The sequence below is a fragment of the Chryseobacterium sp. JK1 genome (genome assembly GCF_050632815.1).
Classification (GTDB): domain Bacteria; phylum Bacteroidota; class Bacteroidia; order Flavobacteriales; family Weeksellaceae; genus Chryseobacterium.
Window position 1 is genome coordinate 1 of record NZ_JBODRU010000007.1, and the last position, 25,611, is coordinate 25,611.

Genomic DNA, 25,611 nt, shown 5'->3' on the forward strand with positions numbered 1-25,611 from the left:
TCTATTGAATCTCGAGATATCTATTAACCACAGATCGCACGGATTTACACAGATGATAATGCTTTATTGTAGGATTGGGAGATGGGTTTTAGAAGGAATGAGGTATTTTGGCCGTATTTTTTTTCTCGACAAGGATTATAGCCCTGATAGGAATGGTTACCCCACAGCTTAGGTAGGTGCGTGAATGGGTCTGCGTGTAGGACAGCGCGGGAGCGAGGAGTAAAAATGGATAGCAGGAAATAGCTCCTGAGAAATCGCATCCTAATATATAGGAATGAAAATCCGTTCATAATTACCTTATGAGATTAAGTTAACACTATATACCTATCTTTTTATAAGCGTGTCCGTTTTTTATTGATTTACCTTTTCAACTGTAATAATAGATGTAATAGTAATGAAAACGGAAAAGTATTTTTTTTCAATTCCTTACATTTGTACTGCATTCCGAATTTTGAAGAATGAAATCTATATATATGATCGACAAAAAATATAAGGAAACGGTTCACACCGATCCCAACCATTACGAATATACTACCATTATCCATGACGAGAATAAAGTAAGAATCTATACTTTGAAAAACGGACTTAAGGTTTTTCTTGCACAGAATTTTGATGCGCCAAGGATTCAGACCTTTATCCCGGTAAGAACGGGGAGCAATAATGATCCGGCCGACAACACCGGTCTTGCCCATTATCTTGAACATATGATGTTTAAAGGGACCTCAAGGATAGGTACTCAAAACTGGGAAAAAGAAAAGCAACTGATTGAGCAGATCTCATCATTATATGAAGAGCATAAAGCTGAGCAGGATGCTGAGAAGAAAAAAGAAATTTATAAAAAGATTGATGAAGTCTCTCAGGAAGCCAGTCAATATGCGATTGCCAATGAGTATGACAAAGCGATTTCTTCTTTAGGAGCCAGTGGCACAAATGCTCATACCTGGTTCGACGAAACGGTTTATAAGAACAATATTCCGAATAATGAGCTTGAGAAGTGGCTAAAAATAGAAAAAGAAAGGTTTTCTGAGATTGTATTGCGTCTTTTCCATACAGAGCTTGAATCTGTATATGAAGAGTTCAACAGAGCGCAGGATAATGATACGAGACTTGTGAACTATGAGCTAATGGACGCTCTATTCCCTACTCATCCTAATGGACAACAAACCACTTTAGGAAATCCTGAACATTTGAAAAACCCTTCAATGAAGGCTATTCATAAATATTTTGATGAGTATTATGTTCCCAACAATTATGCAATGGTATTGGTTGGAGATCTTAATTTTGAAGAAACCATTCAACTGGTTGATCAGTATTTTGGTGTTTTACCTTACAAAGAATTACCTGAGAAGACTCCTATCATTGAAAAACCTATCACAGCAGTTGAAACAAGAACAGTAAAAAGCCCCACTACTCCCCGGGTTCAACTGGCCTGGAGAACAGAAAGCTACGGAACGAAAGAAGCCATGCTGGCTGATGTGGTTGCTAATATTCTTAGTAACAGAGGGGAAGCCGGTTTATTGGATCTTCACATCAATCAGACTCAAAAGATGCTTTGGGCACAGGCTTTTTCTGTAGGGTTAAAACAATATGGCTATTTTTCTATTGTTGTCGTTCCTAAGGAGACTCAAACGTTAGAAGAAGCTAAAGAAATGGTTTTGGAGGAAATTGAGCTCATCAAAAAAGGAGATTTCCCGGACTGGATGCTTCCGGCCATCATTAATGATTTCAAACTTCAGCGAATGAAAGGTCTAGAAACTGCTGAAGGTTTGGCCACCAATCTTTATGACACTTATATAAAAGGAAGAACCTGGGAACAGGAACTGAATGAAATGGACGAATACGCAAGCTTCACCAAAGAAGAAGTGGTAAATTTTGCGAATAATTTCTTCAAAGAAAACTATGTGGTTGTCAACAAAGAGAAGGGAGTTAACGACAGGCTTATAAGAGTTGAAAACCCAGGTATTACCCCTGTAAAAATCAACCGTGAAGATCAATCTGAGTTTTTAAAAGAAATATTGTCTGATAAAACTGAAGATATCCAGCCTGAATTTATCGATTATCAAAAAGAAATTATTACTGAAAATATCAAAGGTAAAAAATTAAGTTTCGTTAAAAATAAGTACAACGACATTGCTCAGGTGCACTTTATTTTCCCTCTGGGAAGTGATCATGACCGTGATCTGGGAATTTCAACTCAATTACTGCAGTATTTAGGAACAGAAAAGCTTTCGCCGGAAGATCTGAAAAAGGAATTCTTTAAAATAGGGATCAGTAATGATTTTAAAACCACCAATGATCAGTTGATTATTTCTTTAAGCGGACTGGAAGAAAATATAGAAAAAGGAATTGCTCTTCTGCAACATTGGATGCACGATGTACAACCTGATCAGGAAGTGTATCTTCAGTTTGTCGGCACTGTACTGGAAAACCGTCAGGCCGTGAAGAAAGACAAAAACCGCATCATGACCGCTTTGACGAATTATACTAAATTGGGCAGCACTTCACGTTTTACCGATGTTATTTCAAAAGAAGAACTGGAAAGCAGCTCTTCTGAAATCTTCACAAACCGTATGAAAACGCTTTTCCAATATCCTTATCAGATATTCTTCTACGGAAAAAATCTTGAAGGATTCAAAGGATATATCGGAGATTATACAGAAACTGAAAGCCTTCAGATCCCGGAACCTAAAAAATATCCGGAACCTGCTACAGGAGGTAATGTATATTTCATTAATTATGATATGGTTCAAATGGAGATGAGTAAAATAGGAAAAGGAAACCCTGTAAATACCGACTATTTTGGAAAGATCAATGTCTTTAACGAGTATTTTGGAAGAGGATTGTCTTCCATCGTTTTCCAGGAGATCCGTGAAAGCAAGAGCTTGGCATATTCAGCCTATGTGTCTTATGCTGCCAATTCTCAGCTAAACCATCCTGATTATATTTCTACCTACATCGGAACTCAACCTGATAAACTGATGATTGCTGTAGACACTATGAATGAGCTGATGAATGAGCTTCCAGAAGTAACCATTCAGTTTGAAAATGCTAAAAATGCAGCTCTGAAGCAAATTGCCTCTACCAGAGTGACCAGAAACAATGTATTCTTTAATACACTAAGGCTGAAAAAACTGAATATTCATCATGATTTCAGAAAAGATATTTACCATCAGATACAAAATCTAAAGTTTGATGACATCAGAGAGTTTTATCAGACAGAAATTAAATCAGTCCATTTTAACACTGCTATTATCGGAAAAAAAGAAAATCTGAATATGGAAGCTGTAAGCAAAATGGGAACTTTTAATGAAGTAGAACTGAAAGATATCTTCGGACACTAAGAAACAGAAACGCTCAACAAAATTGTTGAGCGTTTTTTTTCTATATGATATTCTCTGCTGAGTTGACCGTACAGACGTTACTATGATCTTAGGTCATCATACAATCGCCATCGCCATCCTGAAATTGAGGATTAAAATTGGCAGGCAGTTCCTTGAGTAAGTCTTTATGGAAAAGATACTCCCTTTTGAAGTTCCTTTCATAGATCTTCGGAAATGATTTCGAATGCCCGATCGCCTCATTTAAACGAGTCTGATAGCTGGTAAAATCTTTCACTTTATTTTTAACAATGAAAAAATGAAGAAATTTGACAACCTTGCTAAGATCCGAATGAGAAAAAAGGTATGGAATTTTAAGATATCCATCCCGAAGCTGAAGTAAAAAACAGTCTGTAAGAAGAGTATTCTCATCAAAAATCTTGATCCAGAAATATTGAAATTTCCCGGCAAAGCTTGAAAAGAGATACTTCGGATCTTTTTTCCCTTCCAAAACCCATGGATGATTTATAAAAATATTGATTGCTTCCGCATCACGCACGCTGGGAAAAGATTTGATAAAATGACGACTTTCATCATCAATACGGGGAAGAACTTCATAACGAAAATCCGCTTTTTCTATTCCCAGGTTTTTGATAGAGATCACAGCATTCGCAGCAACATCCAGAAGCTTAAAAAGAGGTTTCAGCTTTTCCGTTTTTGGTTTTTTTTCTGGAATTATTGTAGCAGCGTCCGTTCTGAAATAATACCGCTTTCCATTTTTCGGGAAAACGTCATCAAAAACTCCCATAATCGTATACAGGGCTTCTGCTTCTTTAGTAAATTCTGTGATGGCAATTTTTCCCTGATATTCTTCAAAAACTTTTTTCAGTAGAATTTTCGCAGGTCTTTTTTTCCTGAATTCCGGATTCACATAGAATGTGCTGAGCCAGGCATAATGAATGGTTTTTCCATCCGCAATCAATTGATCAGGAAAACATCCCACATATCCTATGAGCTGATCTTCGAAAAAGGCCAAAATAAGAAGAGTATCTTCATCCGATGCCTTAGGATTTCTAATCTGTGACAAAGCTCTGTGTTTCGTAATAGGAAGAAAGCCATACTGCTGATACGCTCCGGATACAACAAATTCTTCCAGTTCTTTTCTGTTGAATGTTTTCAGCTGTATCATTTTCTTAGAATCGTATTTTTATTGATCAGCTTTTTCAGCTTAAAGTAGGCTACTTCTTTTTTCAGAATAGCTTCACCACTCTCCCCCATTTCCATAGGAATTCGTTGAAAATTTCGTTTTTCACTATCCAGTTTTACTCCGGCACATCCAAAACTGCAGAAAATTTCTTCGTTTTTAAAGAGTTCATCAAAGAACTCCTTTCTCACCTGAAAATCAGTAAAAGGAAAAGCAAAGCTTTCGTATAGGAACCCGTTATCTTTTAAATAAGCAAAAGTTTGGTCTGTAGTTTCCATTTGCTCTTTTAAGGATAAATCTTTGTATTTTGGATGATCCCAACTGTGAGACGAGATTCCGAATCCTTTGTGGGTAAGTGTTTTCAATTCTTCGAAACTTAAATAAGGCTTATATTCTGCTGAATATGCTTTGAAATCTACCTCAAGTTTCTCTGCAAGCCCGTTCAGAATATCTCTTTCCTGATAGTTTATACTTAAAATTTTCTTTTTTAGAGTCGGTTTATCTGTATCTCCAAGTGATAAAGCGACATATATTTCGGGATCTATAGTTTTCTTTTTCTCAACAGCATCGGCTAGAAGACTGGCTTTACACCTGAACATCATATCCTGATTATCTACAAAAGCCGGATTGATAAAGTTGCAGGCATAAATCCCTTTACGTTCCAGAATAGGGGCAATAATATCGTAAAATTCACTGAAACCATCGTCAAAGGTAAGCAGCGCTATTTTTTTCTTCGGTTTGAAGTTTCCTGAAGTAAAGTCTTTAAATTCTCTCCAGTCTACAAACTGAAAATGCTGTGAAATATAGTCCAGATCTTGTTCAAACTGTTTTGTCGTCTTATATCGGATCACATTCCGAATATGGGGAAGGTCCTGATCAGAAACGGTATGATAAAGCGGCAAGCAGTAATCCAGCGGAAAAGATTTCCCCAGATTGTCTGTTTCCAGCGCAGCCAGTGCATTAATGATCTTATCTTTCATCATGATTATAAATAAAAAAGAATCTATTCAAAACTTAATTCAAATAGATTCTTTAAAGGTATAACTTTTAAAAATTATTTTATAATCTTCATTTCGTCAACAAGCCATTTAGAATCGGCAAATTTCTCGATGATGAAAAGGATATATTTTGTATCAACCATGATATTTCTGCTGAAACGAGGATCAAAATTGATATCACTCATGGTTCCTTCCCACTGTCTGTCGAAGTTAAGACCTACAAGGTTTCCGTTAGCATCCAGTGCCGGGCTCCCTGAGTTTCCTCCAGTTGTGTGGTTGGTAGCAGTAAATCCTACCGGAACATCACCTGTTTTATCTTTATAGATTCCGAAATCTTTTTTGTTGTAAAGATCGATCAGTTTTTTAGGAACATCAAATTCGTAATCACCAGGAACATATTTTTCCATAACTCCGGCTAAGTGTGTCTGATAACCGTAAGAAACAGCGTCTCTAGGAGTAGATCCTTTTACTTTACCGTACGTTACACGAAGTGTTGAATTCGCATCCGGGAAGAATTTTCTGTCTTTGTCGGTTTGCATCTGCTGTGCCATAAATTTCTTCTGCAATGCATCAATTTTCGTCTGCATAGAAGTAAACTGAGGATCAGCAGTCTTCATATATGTCTCTCTTATAGAAGCATACAACTGATAAATCGGGTCTTTTTTCAGGGTTTTGATCAGCTTATCCTGATTAGAGAATGCTTTTTCAATATCTGTATTTAATGCCGCCCCGTTTACAGCTGTTCTTCCTGTAATGATAGAGTTTTTAGACATATCTTCCAGCACAGGGATGTTTGGAGTTTCATCTTTATATTTGTTGAAACCAGCCGGTAAAAACTGTGGCGCTGTTTTATTAACATATAATGCCAATAATTTTGCTGTCACTTTTGCATCCAGCTCTGCACTGTAATCTTTGTAGAAAGAAGTCAGTTTTGTTTTAAGCTTCGTAAGTTCTTTTTCGTCCATTCTTCCGGCTTCAACGGAAGTGATAAAGTCGTAATAATCTCCTGCCAACTTCAATGTTTCAGCATTTCTTATTACTTCTGTATAGTAAGCATTGTTTAATGCATAAGGAGCCTGATCGTTGTAAAATTTGTTCAGCTGGTCCAGAGTAGTTTTGATTTCCGGATTTTTAGCCACTAAAGATCCTTCATACATTACTTTCTTCTCTACAGCATTAGATTTTTTCAATCCTTCTACTTCTCCTATCCATTTTTTCCAGTAGTTTGCTACTGATGCATATTTTGATGCATATTTGATACGCGTTTCGTTATCAACGCGCATTTTCTCGTCCAATGTTTTTAAAGCAACATCACGTACAGCAATTCTTGCAGGATCTATTTCCTTCATGATCTTCTCTACTGCTACAGCAGGAAGATATTCCGTAGTTTTTCCAGGGAAACCGAATACAAAAGTGAAATCGTTTTCGTTTTTATCTTTTATGGAAACCGGAAGGTAATGTTTTGGAACATAAGGCACATTGTCTTTTGAATATTCTGCCGGTTTGTTGTCTTTACCTGCATAGATTCTGAACATTGAGAAATCTCCCGTATGTCTAGGCCAAACCCAGTTATCAGTATCACTACCGAATTTACCGATACTTTGAGGTGGTGCTCCTACAAGACGGATATCTTTATAGGTTTCGGTGGTGTATGCATAGTATTTGTTACCATAATACATCGGTTTTACCATTATCGACTGGTACGATTCAATTTTCTGAGAGTTTTTATACACCTCAATATTGTTGTTGATCTTTTTAGTAAGTTCAGGTTCTGTAAGATTATCTGTACCTTCTAAAATCTGATCGCTAACGTCTTTTATATCTACTATAAAATCTACTTTTACTCCCGGGTTAGGAAGTTCTCCTTCTGTATTTTTTGCCCAGAATCCATTGGAAAGAAGGTCATTCTGAACGGTAGAATGTGCCTGAATCTGTCCAAAACCACAGTGATGGTTGGTAAGCAGCAATCCTTTAGGTGAAATGATTTCTGCAGTACATCCACCATTAAACTGTACCACCGCATCCTTTATGCTCGGTTTCTGAGGGTTGAAAATATCTTTAGCAGAAATCTTCATTCCCAAATCCTTCATTTCCTTTTCATTCAGCTCTGTAGGAATCCACATTCCTCCATATTGTTGTGCAAATGCCATTGCAGCTGGCAAAAGAAATACAGATAAAAGTATCTTTTTTGTCATAATCAAAATTTTGCCGAATTTACGAAGAAAAATATGAATGGGCTTCATAAAACTGGCGGAAAAGTTATTATAGGGTCGTTTTTCAAAAGATGGATCGTCAATAGTAAATTTTGCTTCACAAATAAATGGTGAATCTTTATAATCATATGGAACGTCCAGGTACATTAAAAATTGACAAGGGAAGCGAATTCATCATCCACTCATATTCCTTCCGTGGCTTGGTTTTTGTTGATTGGAAGTCATTTCACTTTTGAAAACCATTATTATGATGAAAAGCAAAATGCTTATTGCCGGGATGGGAGTTGCTGTATTTTTCGCTTCCTGTACTAAAAACGAAAAAGCCGGAGAATCGGTTGGTGCAGGCGCAGATTCAATTGCTGTTGTTCATCCTGCTCCTTCAGACAGTATAACGAAAGCGACTCCAACAGCTCCCGGAGATACTTCTGAAAATGCACTGGACTGGGCCGGAACCTATACCGCTACTGTACCATGTGCAGATTGCCCGGGAATAAAAACGTCTTTATTATTGAATGATGATAAGACCTTCAGCGTTACGGAAGAATATATCGACAGAAACTCAAAGAATCAGGATATGGGAACTTTTTCCTGGGACAATACCGGAAGTATGATTACCTTACACGGTAAAACGGCCAACTATCAATATAAAGTCGGAGAAAATATGCTTATCCAGCTAGATAGGGAAGGTAAAGAGATTGAAGGACCTGACAAGGACCTGTATATTTTCAGAAAAAAATAAGAAGTAAAGGCTCTGGCCTTTATTTTTTACCTAAAATTGATACGCCGTAATTTTCGGGTCCTCTACCAAACGTCGGATAACTTCTTCATGATAGGTGTTTTTCCCTGTAATTCTCCAGGTAACAGCCAAACTCCCCTGGCTATACATCTGCTTGATCATCAAAAAGCTTAAATGATGTTCTTTAAAAATAGTCTCACAATACTGAATATCTTTGGAGGTCGTTAATGATATTCTATATTCTCTTACTTTGTGATAATTATCTATAAAATTCTGAAGGTACGTTAAAGCACTCAGAATAATAAGTACCAAGACAGTACCTAAAAGCGAAAGGTAAACATATCCGGATCCTACAGCCATTCCTATGGAAGCCGTTGCCCAGATTGTTGTTGCTGTAGTAATTCCTTCAATTTTATTTTCTCCTTTGAAGATCACTCCTGCTCCAAGAAAACCAATTCCTGTAATGATATTGGCCGCCAGACGGTCCGGATTTGCCACTCCTATTTTGATGGAAAGAATAGTAAACAGACAGGCTCCAAAGCAGACCAGAATAAAGGTCCTAAGACCTGCCGACTTGTTCCGGTACTCTCTTTCTGCTCCGATCAGTAATCCCAGAATCACAGAGATGAAGATAAGTACCAATTCGTTTTTGACAGCATAGTGATCCTGAAGAAAATCCATAGTTTTTAATTTAAACTAAAAATAAAAATACAATAAAAAAAATTACGGAACTATTTTTGATGTGAGAATTTGTTCTGTTACTCCAACTGATTTCCCGGAAATCTTTTGTAATATTATATTTCGATATTGAAACTCTATATGAAAAACCTTGCGTTTACATGGATTGTGCTTATCTTTGAAAGTTCATTTTTCCGTGTGCAAAAAGCATCTGAGAAATGATTTTTGGGAACTCAATATTCCGTCTTGATGATCTGAATAAAGGGGATTTCATCCATCAGTACTCAGATAAGCTCCCCAGGTTCGCCGATAATTGCGATGCTGCTCATTCAGGAAGAGTCCCATTTATTAAAAAATATCAAAAAATAAAACGTATATAAAACTTCACTTATGGATAAAGAAATTTCACACTTCTGGTTAGGGTATTTTAAGACCGAAGAAGACTTTTATGATTTTGTAGAAGAGGATGAAAACTATTATATAGAAGAGGAAAATGAAGACCTGTATATGTCTAAGTTTGCAGAATCACAAAATATTCAATGGTTTGATGATGACTTCATGGAGTATGGCTTTGAAAATGAAAACTTGGGTCTTTACGAAAAGTTCTCGGAGTATTCTTATGCAGATGAATGGCTTCCGATCCTTGAAAACAAACTGAACGAAATGAATCTGGATACTCCTGTGAATGCCATTATTTTTGCCAGCAGGTTTGTTATTCCTAATCCTGTTTCTGTAGACGGAGAAGAAAACAAGCTCTATTATATGGGAGAAATTGAATTCAATACCTAAATTATTCTGAGATTTCATCATCTCTTATATGTAATTCATATCAACATTATCCCGGAATATTTACTGTAAAAGTTGATGTTCCGGGATATTTTGTAAGCATATATCTATTAAAAATTAATTTCCTGAAGTTCTTTTATGTTATTAGTTCTATCTTTACTATCATTTATTTCTACTTTTATTTGTTGAGAAATTTCTTCAACAATTTTCAAAAACTAAATATACCATGGCAATAGCAAAAAAAGGACTCAGAAAGACTGTTGTAAAGAATGAAGTTTTCTACTGGAAAATAAGGCGAAAAATTTCTCATAATGAACAGCACGATAGTGATTATAAGATTCCCATACGATATGAAAGTGAAGGACGGTTTCTATTAATCAGCGTAGGTTTTTGCAGGTCTATATCTTATGGGCGCGAACCCATGCAAATCACTCCCCAACTTATTCAATCCAAAATATCTGAGGCGATTGATCTTGGATGGGTTTATAATGAGCCTGGAGCCGCTGTTCAACTTATCCATGGAAAACTTTATTATTCGTAAAATACATTATCTATCCTTTCTGTATATGATATGAAAGTATACTCTACCCTTCAAATAGGAGATTATCATACACTCCACTGTGAAGATGACCTCATCATCAAAAAAATAAGTACCAACAAAATGATATGCGCTGTAATGGATGGATGCTCCACTGCGATGGACAGTCATTTCGCATCTACTTTGATTGGAAAACTTCTCCGTAAGATTATCGTTGAACGTGGATACAGGGAATTATATGACAAAAACAGTAATCTAAGTCTTGATAAACAGCTTAAAGAGATCATAAAAAGTCTTTTTGAAGAAATGGTGTTTCTTAAAAAGCATCTTATGTTAGACGAAAAGGAGCTATTGAGCACTCTTATCATTCTGCTTTATGACCGTTTTCAAAACAAAGGAATTATTTTATCTATTGGTGATGGCATCGTTTGTATTAATGGAAAAATCACTGAGTTTGACCGTGATAATAAGCCTGATTATTTGGCGTATCATCTGAATAAAAATTTTGAAGAATGGTATGAGTCTCTGCATCAGAAAATACATTTTGATCATCTGGATGATGTGTCTATTGCTACTGACGGGATCCTTACTTTTTCTCAAGTAAAAAAAACAGATTTTAATGAATCTATCAATTGTATGGAATATCTAATGACAGGCCTAACCGAGGATGAGACAGAAGAAATGCTGAATAAAAAAATAAAAAAACTGGAACATCATTATGGAATGAAGCCGACAGACGACCTGGCATTAATAAGATTAATAAAAAAATAAAACACATTTATACTTTGGAAAGGACCGAACTCAAATCTCATCGTTTTTTAATCTTTTTGAAGAAAATATCAATCAGCATTCTGATCATTTTTGGAATTACTCTGGTACAGTTCTACTGGTCGATGGGCTATCTTTCCGATCATATGTCAAGCGGCTGCCTGGAATGTAGTTTTCTTGAAGACGCTGTTTTTATGTCTTTTTTTACGGGAATGTTTCTTTCTTCTGTTTTTATTCTGTTTTCATTTATTAAAAAAATCTTTGTCAGAATTGCTATTGAATTCCTGATGTTATGCTTTATCTGGATCTTTTGGAACTATTCTATTTTTGTAGACAGAGAATCTTTGTGGAGCACTTACGATTTTAACACTGAAATATATTATACCTTTTCTTCATCTATTTTTCCTGTGATTACTCTTGGATTCATCAGTATTTGTTTGCTTCATTATAGAAAAATTAAAGAAAAACTCATGCCTTGATTCTTTATCAACCGCTTCTATTACTTTCTTATAAGAATATTTCAGTTACGGATTTCCGTAAGCATTGCTTCAAAATACGTTATAGATTTGGTGATCTAATAACAATATTATGAAGCGTATTTTAAACGTATTTTTCTTTTTTATCCTTTGTATTGCTCCATTATCCTGCTCCACCAATTATTACACTGTTTTACTGTCTGAAGAAGCCAAAATCTACAATGCTACAGATTCTTCCAATGTGGTTACTATAATTCCTAAAAACACAGAAATTTTCCTCTCTTCAAATTCGAATAAAAACAGTTATAAAAGGGTAAAATGGGGAAATTATTCCGGCTGGCTCTACAATCCTGTATATACTTCTTATAGCAACTATACTTCATTGAGCAAAAGCGCTTCTCCTGCTTCAACGTCTCAATATAAACCCAGCAACAGTTTCTCGGGAGGAAGTGTCAGTGTAAAAGGATATTACAGAAAAAACGGAACTTATGTAAAACCTCATACCAGAAGTGCACCTTCCAGAAGAAGATAGTTTCATCCATAAAAAAACTTCCGCAGTAGTGCGGAAGTTTTTATGTTTTACAATGATGGAGAGGTTATTCATTCTTTACCCATTCTCCATTATGATATTCAAATATTTTGACAGATTTCTTACCGTTGATATATTGGCTTACTTCTACCTGATATCCCAATACATTTTTAAAATCAAAGAAAAGAGTGTCCATTACCTCTTCAGAAGATATCACCAAAGGGGTCTTGTCTTTTTTAGAGTAGTAAAAAAATTCTCTTTCACTTCCTCCTTTTTTTCCCTTTTTAAAACTGTTGAATATAGAACTTGTTTCTTCGTCGGTATAATAAAATCCTTCTTTATAACCGAACCCGGTACTTTTTTTACTCGGAATGATAATTTTGTCATCAAAAATACTTCCCAGATATTTCAGGTCACCGGCAGTCCAGCTTTTACGACTGTAAAAAGAATCTTTAATATTGTATTTTTTGATACAGTTATACTCTTCCGGATCTACAGTATCACATAAAAGTTGAGAAAACTGATAACAAAAATTAATATATTTTCTTGTAAACTGTGTTTTATCCAGATCGTTAATAATTGCTCTCGTCAATTCATAGAAGTCCATTTCTGAAGCTTCTTTTTTCAATCTCATATATTCCGCCTTATCTTTTTGGTTCTGTTTTTGGCATTTACCCATTTGATAATTATACCATTCTTTCTCAGGGCTGCGTTTTGTCTGAGAAGGAATAAGAACCGGAAAAATAAAAAGAATATATAAGATTTTATCTTTCATACCTTGTTGTTTAGTGAGCTTCCAGCCAGTTGTCTCCTACTCCGATTTCTACCAGTAACGGAACCTGTGTTTTTAAAGCACTTTCCATTTCTATTTTTATTAATTTTGAAGCAGCTTCTACCTCATCAATTGGAGATTCAAATACCAATTCGTCATGTACCTGAAGCAGCATTTTGGTTTCTAATTTTTGTTCTTTCAGCTCTTTATCAATTTTAATCATAGCCATTTTTACGATATCCGCAGCACTTCCCTGTACCGGAGCATTTACCGCATTTCTTTCGGCATGGCCTCTTACTACAAAATTGTTGGAGTTGATGTCTTTCAAATGTCTTTTTCTTCCTAGAATAGTTTCCACATATCCTATCTCACGAGCTCTATTTACCTGTCCTGCCATGTATTCTTTCAGTTTTGGATAGGTCTCAAAATAGGCTTCGATCATTTGCTTGGCTTCTGTACGGGACAAACCTGTTTGTTCTGCTAACGCAAAAGCTCCCTGTCCGTAGATGATTCCGAAGTTGACGGTTTTTGCCTGGCTTCTCTGCGTTTTTGAAACTTCTTCCAAAGGAATTTTAAAGAGTTTGGCTGCTGTTGAAGCGTGAATATCTTCGCCATCCTGGAAGGCTTTGATCATATTATCTTCGCCTGAAATCTCAGCAATAAGACGAAGTTCGATCTGGGAATAATCGGCAGAGATAATCTTTTTTCCTTCTCCTGAAACAAAAGCTCCACGAATCTGCTGTCCTCTCAACGTTCTGATCGGGATGTTCTGCAGGTTCGGATTCACACTGGCAAGACGACCTGTGGCAGCTGTAGTCTGAGAGAAGTTCGTATGTACTCTGTTATCTTGCTTGTCAATCTGTGAAGGCAAAGCGTCTACATAGGTTGATTTTAATTTCTGATAGGTTCTGTATTCCAGAATGTGTTTAATGATCTCATGTTTTGAAGACAGTTTCTGAAGGACATCTTCTGAAGTTGCATATTGTCCGGTCTTAGTTTTCTTAGCTTTTGGATCAAGCTGCATTTTTTCAAACAATATTTCACCAAGCTGTTTGGGTGAGTTCATGTTGAATTCTTCTTCGGACAGTTCGAAAATTTTAGCTTCCAACTGTTTCAAATCGTTTTCAAGATCAACACTTTCCTGTGCCAGCCATTTTTCATCCAGAGAAATTCCGGTAAGCTCCATTTTGGCCAAAACTTCCATCAGAGGCATTTCTATATTGTAGAAAAGTTCTTCAAGGTTTTCTTTTTTCAGTTGTGGTGCAAACAGCTCATATAACTGGAATGTTACATCGGCATCTTCAGCAGCATAATCTGTCTGTGTCCTCAGATCTGCATCTCTGAAAGTTCCCTGTTTTTTACCTTTTTTCCCGATAATGGTTTCTATAGATACGGGTTTGTAGTTCAGATATACTTCTGAAAGATAATCCATTCCATGTCTGCCATCTGGATTTAGGAGATAATGGGCAATCATGGTATCAAACATGGCTCCTTTTACGGTAATGTCATACTGTTTTAGGATTTTATAATCGAATTTCAGATTATGGGCAATTTTCAGCAGATCTTCTTTTTCAAAAAATGGTCTGAAAATCTCCAAAGTCTGCAATACTTCCTCTCTGTTTTCGGATAAAGGAATGTAATAGGCAAGTCCTTTTTTATAAGAAAAACTCATTCCTACCAACTCTGCTTCCAGCTCATTCAGAGATGTCGTTTCTGTATCAAAGCAAACTGCTCTTTGTTTCAACAGATTGTCCACCAATTTTTTCTGAGCCTTAGGATTATCTATGAACTGATAAAGATGGTCGTTGTGCTCAATATTAGATTTTGTAGAGGTAGCCTGATCAAGTTCTTCGAAATTGGCAAAAAGGTCAAGCTGCATGGCCTGTCCTTTCACTTCTGCTGCTGTGGGAGTCTGTTTTTCTTTTACTTCCACTTCACTCACTACTGCTACGGTTTCTGTAGTAGAAGGTGCAAAAGCTCTGTAAAGATTTTCGTACAGTCTTCTGAATTCTATTTCTTCGAAAACTTCTTTTGCTTTTTCAAAATCAGGGGTTTCAAGATCGTATTGTTCCTGATGGAATTCTACTGGAACATCACAGATAATGGTCGCTAATTTCTTAGACATGATACCACGTTCTGCCGAAGCTTCTACTTTTTCTTTCAGTTTTCCTTTTAATTGGTCTGTATTAGCCAGAAGGTTTTCAATACTTCCATATTCTTTAAGGAACTTCATTGCAGTTTTCTCTCCTACGCCATCAAGACCTGGAATATTGTCTACCGCATCTCCCATCATGGCAAGATAATCGATCACCTGTTTTGGATCTTCAATTTCGTATTTTGCCTTCACCTCATCTACTCCAAGAATTTCTATATCGCCTCCTTTCAAACCTGGTTTATAGATTTTGATTTTGTCTGTTACCAACTGAGCAAAGTCTTTATCAGGCGTTACCATAAAGGTAGTATAGCCTTCTTTTTCTGCTTTGCAAGCTATGGTACCAATTACATCATCGGCTTCGTAACCTTCTACACCAAGAATTGGAATATGCATAGCTTCCAAAATTCTATGAATATATGGAACTGCAATTTTAATGGCTTCGGGAGTTTCGCTTCTGTTGGCTTTATAGTCTGCAAAATCATCTGTTCTTACACTTGCCTGTCCTACATCAAAAACGACTGCCAAATGGGTAGGCTTTTCTCTTCTAATCAATTCGATAAGAGAGTTTGTAAAACCAAAAATAGCAGAAGTATCCAGACCTTTACTGGTTAATCTCGGATTCCTGATCAGTGCGTAATATCCTCTGAAAATCATCGCATAAGCATCGATGAGAAACAGCCTTTTATCTTGTGTTGCGTCCATATTATCTATAATGAACAAATATATGAAAATAGGATAGAAATCGGGAGGTGAAAATAGAAAGTTGAAAACGAAAAATGAGTCCGAAATGGCTAAAAGTTTAGTACTTAAACGATTTCGGACTCATTTTCTGAGGGATTATTTTTGTCTTATGATTTGCCTATTAACAATCATGATTTTCATAGTTCAGCTTTTCCATTTTGTCTTCATAAGTCTGCATTTCTTTTTTACTTATGTTTACTTTTTTAAGCTGTACCGGGAGTTGCTTTTTATTATCCGGGCTTATCCAGGTTCCGTTCATCACATCTCCTTCTTTTTTCAAAATCATGAGACCGGTAAAGCCTTCTTCTACCATGGCAAATTGTTGTTTTACCCCTTCGGTTACATTAAGCTGCAACCAGTTGCTGACTTTTTCGTAGCGATACATACCGTTGTAGAAAGGGTCGCCTCCACACCCATTTTCAACTGACTGTAGGAATAAGGTTACCTGCATTTTTCCATTTACGGTTCCTTTGTATAAAGTAGAAGTATTCTGTGCCTGTAAGGAGGTAAAGTAAGTAGTAAAGGCAAGAATGAGTAAAAATTTTCTGAACATTTTTTTTATTATAAGTCTGAGGATTGATAACACAAAACAGTACACTCCATAAGCATACTGTTCTGTTGTAATTTTTTTATTAAAGTGTATCGGCTTATTTACCTGATGAAGGCCATAGTCCAGCATACTCAGAAGTACCATATCCGATAGTTTCTGCGCTTACTACGAAGCTGATCAGCATGCTGTTGCTGTCGATAGCGTCAAAGTCTACTTCGTGTTGGATAACGTAACCGTTTTCCCATTTTAAAGTGATCAACGTTCCTTCTTCGTGTGACTTGTTGAATGTAATTTCACCTACTGTAGGCTTATATTTTCCATTCAATAAGCTTTCTAGGATGTCTGATTTTTCAGTAGCTTCTACTGTAACTTTGATCAATGCGTTAGAAGGATCTGATGCTACACGTCCAGATACGTCTGTAGATCTTGAAACGCTGTAGTTCATTTTTAATAATTTCTGACCTTCTCCGTTGTTGAATTTTAAGATTCCTCTTGAATTTCTTTCTGCCATGATTGTAAATTTTAATCGTTAGTAATAAATTGTAATTCAATAATTATATAACAAAGATAAAACCCATGGTTTTGAAAAAAAAGATTTTGAAAGGAAATCTGAAAAAGTGTAGTAGTTCTACGATTTTGTGTCGTAATTCTACGACAATGGAGTTAATAAATAATACAAATATCTAGTAATAAATACTTTATAGATCATGTTATAGAAATAAATAAACACAAATTAATACACAAAAATGGGAAATATCATGTCTTTCTAACATCTATTTTTATCTAACAAAGACCTTTTTCAGGTCTATTTATTATTACGATTTTCCAGAGAATCTAAAATTTGTAGGTTTCTTTTACTATTAGGGTTTCCTAGTTTCTCTGATTCTTCAAGAAAGAATCTGGCATTTTTATAATTTTTTAATTCAATATTACAAATCCCCAGCATATTTGTCAGCATTTTCTTTTCATCTACATTTTTGAATAGATGCTTATCAAAAGTGATTTGTAAGTATTTCTCGGCATTTTTATAATCCTGCATTTCAAAATAACTATCTCCCAATGCCATAGATATTTTAGGATATTCTTTGATATCTAGACCGGATAAAGACATTATTGATTTTTGAAATTCTCCACTTTGATATTCCGTCCAGCCTTTATTGTATAAATCATCATTAGGATTTGTAAACAGTTTATTTTTTGCAATAGCTACAATTCCCAATAGTCCGATAACACCTAATAATAAAATAGTTTTTCATTAAGCAATAAAATTAATAAATAGAAATAGTATAAAAATGATATATATAGTTTACAGTTTTATTTTAGTGTCAAAATTTTCTAATTTATATACTTTGCTTTCAATAATCTTAGTGTTGAGACTTACAACTGTAATCAACTATATTTAAAGCAATTATAGATACTATAAACAAATCCACAAATAAACAATCCTGCAAAAGGCATGATCAAATGTCCATATTTTAAATAGTTGTCATATCCTTCTTTCAAGGGTCGAATGGAATGCTTTTCAAAAAAAGATTCAATAACGGTCTTTAAATCTTTATCTATGTAAATGGGAATGTCTTTATTTTTTGTTTTAATCCTCAGCATCAATAATTGATTTAAAGGTAAAGAAAGATAATAACTCTGTATATCTTCAATAGGTATGATGCAGCTATCTAATGCAATATGATCTGAGCTAAACTCAATGTCTATACTTTTTTTCTTCAACTGATTTAAAATAAATGTATAAGATGCGCCTACCACTGTACAATATAGGATAAACCTCAATTTTTCAAAAATGGTACAGACTAAAACGATTACTGCAAATAGAGGAAGATATAAATAGGCAGTTTTAGTGACTACAGAGTGATAATATCCTTTTCCTTTAGATAATGCCTGTGAACTCATCATTATAATTCTACTTTTCAAATTTTATAATTACCTCTTCATTAACTTTCCAATTATATTCTTTGCCGGATGATAATTATAAAATATATCTCTATTTTTTCATTATCTGGTTTAATCCACAGGAGTTTCAGCAACAAGACTAACACCAGCATTGGCCGCAAGATCTGTTGATACGGCTAATGCAAGATCTGCTCGTGCTTCTTCCGACAACCAAGTTCCTATAAAAGGAATAACAAAGAGAATTCCCTGTACAGAGTTTGATGCAAAGCTCTTTAAATTTTCCTTTGTTGCATTAGCCATTGCTGTTCTTCCGTCATCAACCATTCCCGGTCTCATTTTATTCTGATTATAAAAACGTATAGCATTTTTCCATTCTGGGTATTTTCCAGCGTTTAAATCATTCAGTAATTGTTGAGCGATAGGGTTTCTACTAAGTACGGGCCTGCTAAGTCCATCCAATTGATTTAATTGCTTCTGTAATGCTCTACTTTCTGCAAGTACTGTATATGATTCTATTACTCCTGTAATTTTACTCATATATGATATCTTATAGGAGTTGCTTCCTGATCCACCTGTTTTCTCAACTTTTACTAAATCTTCAGAGTCCTGTGTAAAATCATCCGGCTTTGAAGGCATTCCTAGATAACTATTCTGATCAATATCTTTTTCAACAGGTTTTCCGTTTTCAACAAATACTTCTTTATGATTATTCATTTGATCGTAAGTGGTATTATCCTTTAGATCTCCAGCGTTTTCATGATATGTTCTGATTATTCCCCTTTCACCATAATTAAGCCCACTAAATGCAAGAAAGCCAAGTACAAACCTTCCTCCTCCTAACCAGATCTTTCCTCCAACAGAAGCTGCACCCCAGCCTGAAAAAGCACTTGGAAGAAAAAAACCAGCACCAAACGAAGCTACTACGTTAATTCCTAATTCCCATCTATTTCTTGTTGAAATTGAACCTGCTACAGCAATTGCAGTTGCCTCATCAAAAAAAGGAGTAAGAACTCCCCCTTTATCACACTTCAATATAGATGAGCGGGTAATTGCTGCTGCTCCATTAATTTTTACCGAATTATGAGCGAGAAACCAATTTCCAGCTTTTAGTGGATCAGTGCATTTATGAACAGCAGCAGCAATTACAGCAACTGTTCCAGCTACAATAAGTCCCACAGCAATCCATCCCACAGGACCAGATGCCACAAGTAATAAACCAGCACCAAAAGCTAATAATGTACCTGCTAGATTCCATGGAGATTTACAGGTAAATTCTCTCATTATATTTTTATCATCCGCAGTAAGTACCGGTTGTTTTTTATTCTGATAATAGACATTGACTTTTCCTCTACTGTAAGAAAATTTTTGTGGCGCTGAACTCAATTGAAAAGTACATACTGCAAAAACCTTATTTTGTGGAATATATGAAACTGCCATATTTTTAAATTTTAAACTGTTAAAAAGATTGTTAGTAGCTGCTTATTGTGTATTGATTCCATATAAAACCGATATCACTACTATGATAGAAATAAGAATTAGTAATGGAGGTAAGTATGCAATAAAATCAACAATCACATTTCTATTTTTCTTACCTTTAAATAAAGTATCTATACAATTGCTAAGTTGATCAACATTATCGGAATCTGATTTTTTATAGGTGGCTAAATCCTTAGATACAATATAATAGAGATGGTTTTCTTTATGTGTTCTTACGTATAATAAAAACCCAAATTTTCGAGGAATTATATTCTTATAATAATAACTATTTATATCATATACTTCCTGTAAAATGCTCTCATTTTCTCGAATAACCATATCCCCATTATTATTGAAATTAAAATTGACTATTTGGGATTTTTTTAAATTGACACGATACATTATCAATACATACAAGCTTAGACCAACAATCATCATATAGGTTTGCTGAGTTGTATATTTCATTTCTGAGCCCCATAGATATAGAATTCCACATAGTAGTATAGCTCCTATAAAACCAAAAACTGTGACTTTTTTGTTCGCAACTCTTACTTCAAAATTATTCATTACATTCTATTTTTATATGATGTCAAAAGATAATTTTTTTCCTATAAACTTCTTCCAACAAAGTATATTCTTTTCCAAATACTCTCTTTATAATTCTACTCTTTTTATATTAAATTCCGTGAGTATTTCATAATTATTTTTTATTTTCTCTGACAGAGCAGCTCTTCCTTCAACCAACATGCCTGAGCTTTTATCGATAGTGTAATTTACTCTATAGATATAATCAAATTCTGTAAACGAATATTTAATCATTGGTTTATATATTTCATTATACATTATTTCCAATGATTCATTCGATATTTTTTCTTTAGAAAGAGTACCTACCAGCCTATAAACCTCCACATTATCATCTTCCTTTACTAAAGATTTAATCACATTCGTATTTAGATCTACATTAGGAAATATCTGAGACATCTGATTCAAATCATAATCTTCTAATTTTTTTCCTTGAATAGCTCTAAATATAATATGGAAGAAAAGATTTTTATCCAATGTCATCGCAAAATCAGACATTGAAGAAAATTCTTTATTTCCTGTGATTATAAGATCTTTAGCCTGCTCAGGTGCTTGGGTACGCAGTTGAGTATATACAGGGTCGCTATTTAATTTGTTATCTCTGAAATTTTCCCATCTTGATCGCAACTCATCTTCATTATAAATTTTATCAATTCTTCCACTGGAATCAATACTACACACGACAGGAGTTCTTAATTTTTCAAGCTTTAATGCAAAATCAAAACCCTGTTCATAAATAACGGGATCTGCATTAAATGTACTGTCGACCAATTTTACTTCAAAAATGTTTGAAGCTATTTCATCCCGTTTTAAAAGATACTCTGAATATGTATTAGCAGAAAGTGTTATTACGTTATTATTTATTCTAGATATGTTAATTTGCTCACATCTATACCTTGCCATATAATTAATTCTATCCCTTTCCTCTTCATTGAAAGCTTTCTTATTATTTTTCTCCAAGATCAGAAAGCTTAACTGTAAAGGAATAGAACTTCCAATAATAATATTCGTTAATCCACAATTTTCATTATGAAAACGAATAAGCTCCTTAACTGATATTCCTTGTTTTTCTGCTATAGAATTTAATGTATCTCCTTTTTTTATTTCGTATTTTATAAATTCCATTTTCTAATTAATATCTACCTGTGTTCCTGTTATTTTTGTATTACCTTTAAAATTGGCACTTGCATTTCCTGCCTTAATATCTACTTCCGGACTTGTAATAGAAATCTTATTTTCAGTAATCACAATTTCGCTGCTTCCCACTTTAAGTTTAATTTGTTTAACACCTGTTAAATCAATTGTACCGGTATTATCCATTGTAAATACACTTTGGTCTTTTCCTACTGCCACTTTATGGGTATTTCCCACATCTGCAATATGATCGCAACCTACTTCCAGCTTTTTATTATTTCCTACTTTATCCGTTTTATCATTACCAACGGTTTTGGTACTGTCATTATTGGCATTGTGTACTACATTTCCAGCTCCATCGAAAAACATATTGGCTCCTCCCTGGTCTTTTAAATTCATAGAACCGGCTCCGTTGTCATATTTCAGCTCGGCTCCACTTCTTCCGCTAAAGCTCATGACATTATTTCCAGCTCCACCTCCGGCACCTACGCGACCATGAAACATGCCTCCCATTACAAACGGACGATCAGGATGCTGATGTACAAAGTTGACAATGACCTGATCTCCAACTTCAGGGATAGACATGAATCCTCTGTTTTTGTTCACTTTATCACTGCTTCCCGCATCAGGGGACATTACTCGGATAAATTCTGTGATATCCGGTCCGTTTTGCCAGTCAAACTGTACCTGAACTCTTCCCTGATTTTGAGGATCTGTATTGGATATTACTTTGGCAAACTGAGCTTCGGCTCTTGGATTTTCGAACTCAGGTCTTGGAATGAAACCTGTATCTGCGGCAATGGCTTCAAAATGACCATCATAATATCCTCGGGCATCTACGTCATGAACGACTCCGATGATCATTAATTTAGTAAAATAGGCTGTATCATTGGTATCTGCTTTACGCATTTCAATGTCTGCAGTACATCCCGGATATAAAAAAGGTACTGTAGTGGTTCCCGAAGTGATAAAAACTTCCGATGCCTTACTTCCGGCAGTTCCTTTCTGAGAAGCATCAATATCCATAAAAGACGACGCCTTGATAGGTGCCACTCTTAAAGAAGGAGTGGTAAATGTTTTTTCGGAGATTTCATAAGCACGTCTTGCAATATCTGAAGTGTGATTGATTTTCGAGCTTCCGCCAGTTAATTTTTCATGCTTACTACTGTTGTATCCATAGAAACTTGGACTTACATGCTGGGCTTTCATCTTAACGGCAATATCGCTTACACTGCTTCCATAGGTAAGTTTTACCGGTTTTTCCTGTGGAGGAAGTTTACCGAAGTGAAGCACTTCCCCGTCATAATAGAACTGCTCACCATAAGCCTCCGCCATTCTTGCAAGATAATTGTAATGGGTTTCTTCGTATTGTGAGCTGTAGGAAACATTTCCATGTTGAGCATCTACTCTAAAGTCAAATTTATTTTGCCCCAATCCTTCCCTGATTACATGATCTGCAATACTGTTCAAACTTACAGGCTGACTGCCTCCAAAGCTTTGAATATGAGGGGCCGCATCCAATAATACGGTTGGGCTGTAACCTTTCAGTACAATATTTCCCAAACTGCCTTTTTCCTGGCTGAATCCTACTTCTGTAACGACTCCAACAAAGTTTCGTTCAGCGCCCTTATCAATATCTTTATATTTAAAAACGACCGTTATTCTTTTTCCTAAAAAATTCTGTGCTTCTTCCAGATTGTGATTTTCTGCGCTTCCTAGTGTGTCATGTGCCAATGTAAGACTGAATTCATGATGTTTGGCGGCGCTTTGTATCAGTCTAAAATGTTTGAAATGATTAATAATCTGACCTTCAATAACGATATCCAGTTTTACCACCCGGTTGATTCCGGCAATAAAACTTTCGGCAATCGCTTCTACATTATGTATTTTTGAAGTAGGCTGTTTAGCCCATACTTTATTTTCAACAATGGAAGAATTATTGGGAACCAGAGTCTGATTCATGAACAAATCTGCTCCCTGTACAGCGGCTACACTTTGTTGTCCTGTTGTTACAACATTTTTAATTTTTCCGCTTGCGTTACTCACTTTTTCTTCTGCTTTTTGAGTAATATTTTCTTTTACAGCATTTTTCAGCTGTTCTTTACCTGCCTTCAAGCTGGCATCGGAGTTTTCTACTCTAATTGTTTTGTCATCCTGAAACATAGTGTTTTGTGTTTGGGTTATACATTAAATAAATGACTGCTGATACAGCAAATACAGAATCAATATATATTTGACAGTTATACTCACAAAGAATATGCCTGAAATATCATGGTATTATATGGAAAAAACAGAACAGTATACCCTTACGAGTGCACTGTCCTGTACCAATTTTATTTTTACTAAGATGATGAATAGGCTTATTTGCCAGATGAAGGCCACAGTCCAGCGTACTCAGAAGTACCGTATCCAATGGTTTCAGCACTTACTACGAAGCTGATCAGCATACTGTTGCTGTCGATAGCGTCAAAGTCTACTTCGTGTTGGATAACGTATCCGTTTTCCCATTTCAAAGTGATCAACGTTCCTTCTTCGTGTGATTTGTTGAATGTGATTTCTCCTACTGTAGGCTTATATTTTCCATTCAATAAGCTTTCAAGGATGTCTGATTTTTCAGTAGCTTCTACTGTAACTTTAATAAGTGCGTTAGAAGGATCTGATGCTACACGTCCTGACACGTCTGTAGATCTTGCTACGCTGTAATTCATTTTTAACAGCTTCTGACCTTCTCCGTTGTTGAATTTTAAGATTCCTCTTGAATTTCTTTCTGCCATGATTGTAAATTTTAATCGTTAATAATATTTTGTGATTCGGTGATTGTTCAACAAATATAGAAGGTCTTTTTTGGTAAAAAAAACTTTTGAATGTAAATCTGAAAAATTGTAGTAGTTCTACGATTTTGTGTCGTAATTCTACGACAATGGATTTAACAAGCACGTTTATATGGCTCCAGATAAGCTTTTCATGTTTTATTTATTATTTAAAAAAAAGAATATTTTACACATTAAAGAGAAATAATGATGATTAAAGGAAAAAATTCAGCTCAAAAAAGGAGATCTTAAGCAACTATATTTCAGCTATTTTAAAGATTTATATTTTTTTCACTGTATTCAGGAAAATTTATTCATAACAAAAAATCTCCTTCGCACGAAGGAGATTTTTGTATTTGAAATCGTTACTGTAATTCTATTGCTGAATGGCAGCTCCTACTTTTATGGAACGCGTCAGGATTTTATTTTTTCTTAGCAGAAAATCCGGCATCAGGTCAGTGGGAAGAAAAAATGTACTTTCACCTTTTTTCTGTAATTCTTCGACAATTCCAGGATTCCAGGATAAAATTCTATCTACCTCAACATTCAGTTCATCAGCAACTACCTTCAGGTTAAATCCTGCATTGATCTCTGTTTCGGCCAGGTTTTCAGTTACTGTTTTTCTATTTCCGTTTTCAAAGAATATTTTATTAATTCTTGCTGAGTTGTAGTTACTCAACACGCTTTGAAGTTCTCCTGTTGCATAGCATGCATTGAGGTACTTCTTGACGTGATTAATGGTCTCTGCCGGAAGATATTTATAAAATTCGTGGTATTGAGAAGAACCTGCCGCCTGCATTGCTTTTGCTATATTTCCCTCACCACAGTTGTAGGCAGCTACTACAGTTACCCAATTGTTGTATTTTTTATAAAGATTACTCAAAGAGATCGTTGCTGTTTTTGTACTTTTATAAATATCTGTACGCCCCTGTTCCGTAAGCCCATATTGATTGGCATGAGCGGTCATAAACTGCCAGATTCCCACAGCACCTGCTCCTGAGGTAATATTTTTATTAAAATGTGATTCTATAAGAGCCAGATTTCTCAAATGCTTTGGAAGTCCTTTTTGAAGGAGCAGCTGCTCAATAAATTCAACAAGATCTTTGTTGGCATTAATGATTCCCTGGTATCTTTTTACACTGCTTTCTGAGGTATCTGAAGCCTCAAGGAATTGCCCGTTTACAAAAACAACGGTTCCTAAAAGCATCAACCCTGTAAAAATATTTCTGAAAATCGTTTTCAT

23 protein-coding genes are annotated in these 25,611 nt (G+C 35.3%); 7 read left to right on the plus strand and 16 right to left on the minus strand.

Annotated elements, in window-relative coordinates:
• Positions 1-458 precede the first annotated feature (458 nt).
• Positions 459-3,341 carry a M16 family metallopeptidase gene (locus tag ACQ76T_RS23105; RefSeq protein ID WP_431345551.1) on the plus strand — a complete coding sequence of 961 codons (2,883 nt, stop codon included), beginning with the start codon at positions 459-461 and terminating at the stop codon, positions 3,339-3,341.
• An 88-nt stretch (positions 3,342-3,429) separates the two neighbouring features.
• Here the strand turns inward: ACQ76T_RS23105 and ACQ76T_RS23110 are convergent, their stop codons facing one another.
• From ACQ76T_RS23110 to ACQ76T_RS23120, 3 genes are all read right to left on the minus strand, one after another.
• Positions 3,430-4,506, minus strand: coding sequence for a GNAT family N-acetyltransferase (locus tag ACQ76T_RS23110; RefSeq protein ID WP_431345552.1), 1,077 nt, complete (start codon positions 4,504-4,506; stop codon positions 3,430-3,432).
• A complete protein-coding gene (locus tag ACQ76T_RS23115) occupies positions 4,503-5,504 on the minus strand; it encodes a polysaccharide deacetylase family protein (RefSeq protein WP_431345553.1) in 1,002 nt (333 codons plus the stop codon). The genes ACQ76T_RS23110 and ACQ76T_RS23115 overlap by 4 nt, the downstream gene beginning before the upstream one ends.
• A gap of 71 nt (positions 5,505-5,575) precedes the next feature.
• Complete coding sequence (locus ACQ76T_RS23120; protein WP_431345554.1) at positions 5,576-7,714, minus strand: S46 family peptidase; 2,139 nt, start codon at positions 7,712-7,714, stop codon at positions 5,576-5,578.
• 265 nt (positions 7,715-7,979) lie between these two features.
• On the opposite strand from ACQ76T_RS23120, the gene ACQ76T_RS23125 reads away from it, so the two are divergent.
• Complete coding sequence (locus tag ACQ76T_RS23125) at positions 7,980-8,471, plus strand: copper resistance protein NlpE (RefSeq protein WP_431345555.1); 492 nt, start codon at positions 7,980-7,982, stop codon at positions 8,469-8,471.
• A gap of 30 nt (positions 8,472-8,501) precedes the next feature.
• Here the strand turns inward: ACQ76T_RS23125 and ACQ76T_RS23130 are convergent, their stop codons facing one another.
• Positions 8,502-9,149: an MgtC/SapB family protein gene (locus ACQ76T_RS23130; RefSeq protein ID WP_431345556.1), complete on the minus strand. Its 648-nt coding sequence runs from the start codon at positions 9,147-9,149 to the stop codon at positions 8,502-8,504.
• Between the two features lie 387 nt (positions 9,150-9,536).
• On the opposite strand from ACQ76T_RS23130, the gene ACQ76T_RS23135 reads away from it, so the two are divergent.
• The 5 genes from ACQ76T_RS23135 to ACQ76T_RS23155 all read left to right on the plus strand — a co-directional run bounded on the left by ACQ76T_RS23135 (position 9,537) and on the right by ACQ76T_RS23155 (position 12,246).
• Positions 9,537-9,935, plus strand: coding sequence for an immunity 22 family protein (locus tag ACQ76T_RS23135; protein ID WP_431345557.1), 399 nt, complete (start codon positions 9,537-9,539; stop codon positions 9,933-9,935).
• A 223-nt stretch (positions 9,936-10,158) separates the two neighbouring features.
• On the plus strand, positions 10,159-10,473 hold the full coding sequence (locus ACQ76T_RS23140) for a hypothetical protein (RefSeq protein WP_431345558.1): 315 nt from the start codon (positions 10,159-10,161) through the stop codon (positions 10,471-10,473).
• A 30-nt stretch (positions 10,474-10,503) separates the two neighbouring features.
• Entirely contained in the window at positions 10,504-11,241 is a 738-nt protein-coding gene (locus tag ACQ76T_RS23145) for a protein phosphatase 2C domain-containing protein (RefSeq protein ID WP_431345559.1), read from the plus strand.
• A 56-nt stretch (positions 11,242-11,297) separates the two neighbouring features.
• The gene (locus tag ACQ76T_RS23150; RefSeq protein ID WP_431345560.1) at positions 11,298-11,717 is read left to right on the plus strand and encodes a hypothetical protein; all 420 of its coding nucleotides are present in this window, start codon (positions 11,298-11,300) and stop codon (positions 11,715-11,717) included.
• A gap of 109 nt (positions 11,718-11,826) precedes the next feature.
• Positions 11,827-12,246, plus strand: a complete 420-nt coding sequence (locus ACQ76T_RS23155) for a hypothetical protein (RefSeq protein WP_431345561.1) — start codon at positions 11,827-11,829, stop codon at positions 12,244-12,246.
• Positions 12,247-12,310: 64 nt separating this feature from the next.
• Here ACQ76T_RS23155 and ACQ76T_RS23160 read toward each other — a convergent pair whose 3' ends face one another.
• The 12 genes from ACQ76T_RS23160 to ACQ76T_RS23215 form a co-directional block, all read right to left on the minus strand.
• A complete protein-coding gene (locus ACQ76T_RS23160; protein ID WP_431345562.1) occupies positions 12,311-13,018 on the minus strand; it encodes a hypothetical protein in 708 nt (235 codons plus the stop codon).
• Positions 13,019-13,028: 10 nt separating this feature from the next.
• On the minus strand, positions 13,029-15,872 hold the full coding sequence (polA, locus tag ACQ76T_RS23165; protein WP_431345563.1) for a DNA polymerase I: 2,844 nt from the start codon (positions 15,870-15,872) through the stop codon (positions 13,029-13,031).
• A 160-nt stretch (positions 15,873-16,032) separates the two neighbouring features.
• On the minus strand, positions 16,033-16,464 hold the full coding sequence (locus tag ACQ76T_RS23170; RefSeq protein ID WP_431345564.1) for a hypothetical protein: 432 nt from the start codon (positions 16,462-16,464) through the stop codon (positions 16,033-16,035).
• A 94-nt stretch (positions 16,465-16,558) separates the two neighbouring features.
• A complete protein-coding gene (tssD, locus tag ACQ76T_RS23175) occupies positions 16,559-16,972 on the minus strand; it encodes a type VI secretion system tube protein TssD (RefSeq protein ID WP_422694661.1) in 414 nt (137 codons plus the stop codon).
• A gap of 294 nt (positions 16,973-17,266) precedes the next feature.
• Complete coding sequence (locus ACQ76T_RS23180) at positions 17,267-17,680, minus strand: tetratricopeptide repeat protein (protein WP_431345565.1); 414 nt, start codon at positions 17,678-17,680, stop codon at positions 17,267-17,269.
• Positions 17,681-17,850: 170 nt separating this feature from the next.
• Entirely contained in the window at positions 17,851-18,387 is a 537-nt protein-coding gene (locus tag ACQ76T_RS23185; protein WP_431345566.1) for a hypothetical protein, read from the minus strand.
• 90 nt (positions 18,388-18,477) lie between these two features.
• Positions 18,478-19,803 carry a hypothetical protein gene (locus ACQ76T_RS23190; RefSeq protein ID WP_431345567.1) on the minus strand — a complete coding sequence of 442 codons (1,326 nt, stop codon included), beginning with the start codon at positions 19,801-19,803 and terminating at the stop codon, positions 18,478-18,480.
• 42 nt (positions 19,804-19,845) lie between these two features.
• The gene (locus ACQ76T_RS23195) at positions 19,846-20,409 is read right to left on the minus strand and encodes a hypothetical protein (protein ID WP_431345568.1); all 564 of its coding nucleotides are present in this window, start codon (positions 20,407-20,409) and stop codon (positions 19,846-19,848) included.
• Positions 20,410-20,496: 87 nt separating this feature from the next.
• Complete coding sequence (locus ACQ76T_RS23200) at positions 20,497-21,549, minus strand: LysM peptidoglycan-binding domain-containing protein (RefSeq protein WP_431345569.1); 1,053 nt, start codon at positions 21,547-21,549, stop codon at positions 20,497-20,499.
• A 3-nt stretch (positions 21,550-21,552) separates the two neighbouring features.
• A complete protein-coding gene (locus ACQ76T_RS23205; protein WP_431345570.1) occupies positions 21,553-23,721 on the minus strand; it encodes a type VI secretion system Vgr family protein in 2,169 nt (722 codons plus the stop codon).
• A gap of 197 nt (positions 23,722-23,918) precedes the next feature.
• Complete coding sequence (tssD, locus tag ACQ76T_RS23210) at positions 23,919-24,332, minus strand: type VI secretion system tube protein TssD (RefSeq protein WP_422694669.1); 414 nt, start codon at positions 24,330-24,332, stop codon at positions 23,919-23,921.
• A gap of 412 nt (positions 24,333-24,744) precedes the next feature.
• On the minus strand, positions 24,745-25,611 hold the full coding sequence (locus tag ACQ76T_RS23215; protein WP_431345571.1) for a lytic transglycosylase domain-containing protein: 867 nt from the start codon (positions 25,609-25,611) through the stop codon (positions 24,745-24,747).

Coding starts and splice junctions, on each gene's coding strand:
- ACQ76T_RS23120 (WP_431345554.1), bottom strand. CDS start 7,714: ATGACAAAAAAGATACTTTTATCTGTATTTCTTTTGCCAGCTGCAATG.
- ACQ76T_RS23190 (WP_431345567.1), bottom strand. CDS start 19,803: ATGGCAGTTTCATATATTCCACAAAATAAGGTTTTTGCAGTATGTACT.
- tssD (WP_422694661.1), bottom strand. CDS start 16,972: ATGGCAGAAAGAAATTCAAGAGGAATCTTAAAATTCAACAACGGAGAA.
- ACQ76T_RS23130 (WP_431345556.1), bottom strand. CDS start 9,149: ATGGATTTTCTTCAGGATCACTATGCTGTCAAAAACGAATTGGTACTT.
- polA (WP_431345563.1), bottom strand. CDS start 15,872: ATGGACGCAACACAAGATAAAAGGCTGTTTCTCATCGATGCTTATGCG.
- ACQ76T_RS23135 (WP_431345557.1), top strand. CDS start 9,537: ATGGATAAAGAAATTTCACACTTCTGGTTAGGGTATTTTAAGACCGAA.
- tssD (WP_422694669.1), bottom strand. CDS start 24,332: ATGGCAGAAAGAAATTCAAGAGGAATCTTAAAATTCAACAACGGAGAA.
- ACQ76T_RS23110 (WP_431345552.1), bottom strand. CDS start 4,506: ATGATACAGCTGAAAACATTCAACAGAAAAGAACTGGAAGAATTTGTT.
- ACQ76T_RS23140 (WP_431345558.1), top strand. CDS start 10,159: ATGGCAATAGCAAAAAAAGGACTCAGAAAGACTGTTGTAAAGAATGAA.
- ACQ76T_RS23125 (WP_431345555.1), top strand. CDS start 7,980: ATGATGAAAAGCAAAATGCTTATTGCCGGGATGGGAGTTGCTGTATTT.
- ACQ76T_RS23205 (WP_431345570.1), bottom strand. CDS start 23,721: ATGTTTCAGGATGACAAAACAATTAGAGTAGAAAACTCCGATGCCAGC.
- ACQ76T_RS23145 (WP_431345559.1), top strand. CDS start 10,504: ATGAAAGTATACTCTACCCTTCAAATAGGAGATTATCATACACTCCAC.
- ACQ76T_RS23160 (WP_431345562.1), bottom strand. CDS start 13,018: ATGAAAGATAAAATCTTATATATTCTTTTTATTTTTCCGGTTCTTATT.
- ACQ76T_RS23115 (WP_431345553.1), bottom strand. CDS start 5,504: ATGATGAAAGATAAGATCATTAATGCACTGGCTGCGCTGGAAACAGAC.
- ACQ76T_RS23200 (WP_431345569.1), bottom strand. CDS start 21,549: ATGGAATTTATAAAATACGAAATAAAAAAAGGAGATACATTAAATTCT.
- ACQ76T_RS23215 (WP_431345571.1), bottom strand. CDS start 25,611: ATGAAAACGATTTTCAGAAATATTTTTACAGGGTTGATGCTTTTAGGA.
- ACQ76T_RS23105 (WP_431345551.1), top strand. CDS start 459: ATGAAATCTATATATATGATCGACAAAAAATATAAGGAAACGGTTCAC.
- ACQ76T_RS23170 (WP_431345564.1), bottom strand. CDS start 16,464: ATGTTCAGAAAATTTTTACTCATTCTTGCCTTTACTACTTACTTTACC.
- ACQ76T_RS23195 (WP_431345568.1), bottom strand. CDS start 20,409: ATGAATAATTTTGAAGTAAGAGTTGCGAACAAAAAAGTCACAGTTTTT.
- ACQ76T_RS23155 (WP_431345561.1), top strand. CDS start 11,827: ATGAAGCGTATTTTAAACGTATTTTTCTTTTTTATCCTTTGTATTGCT.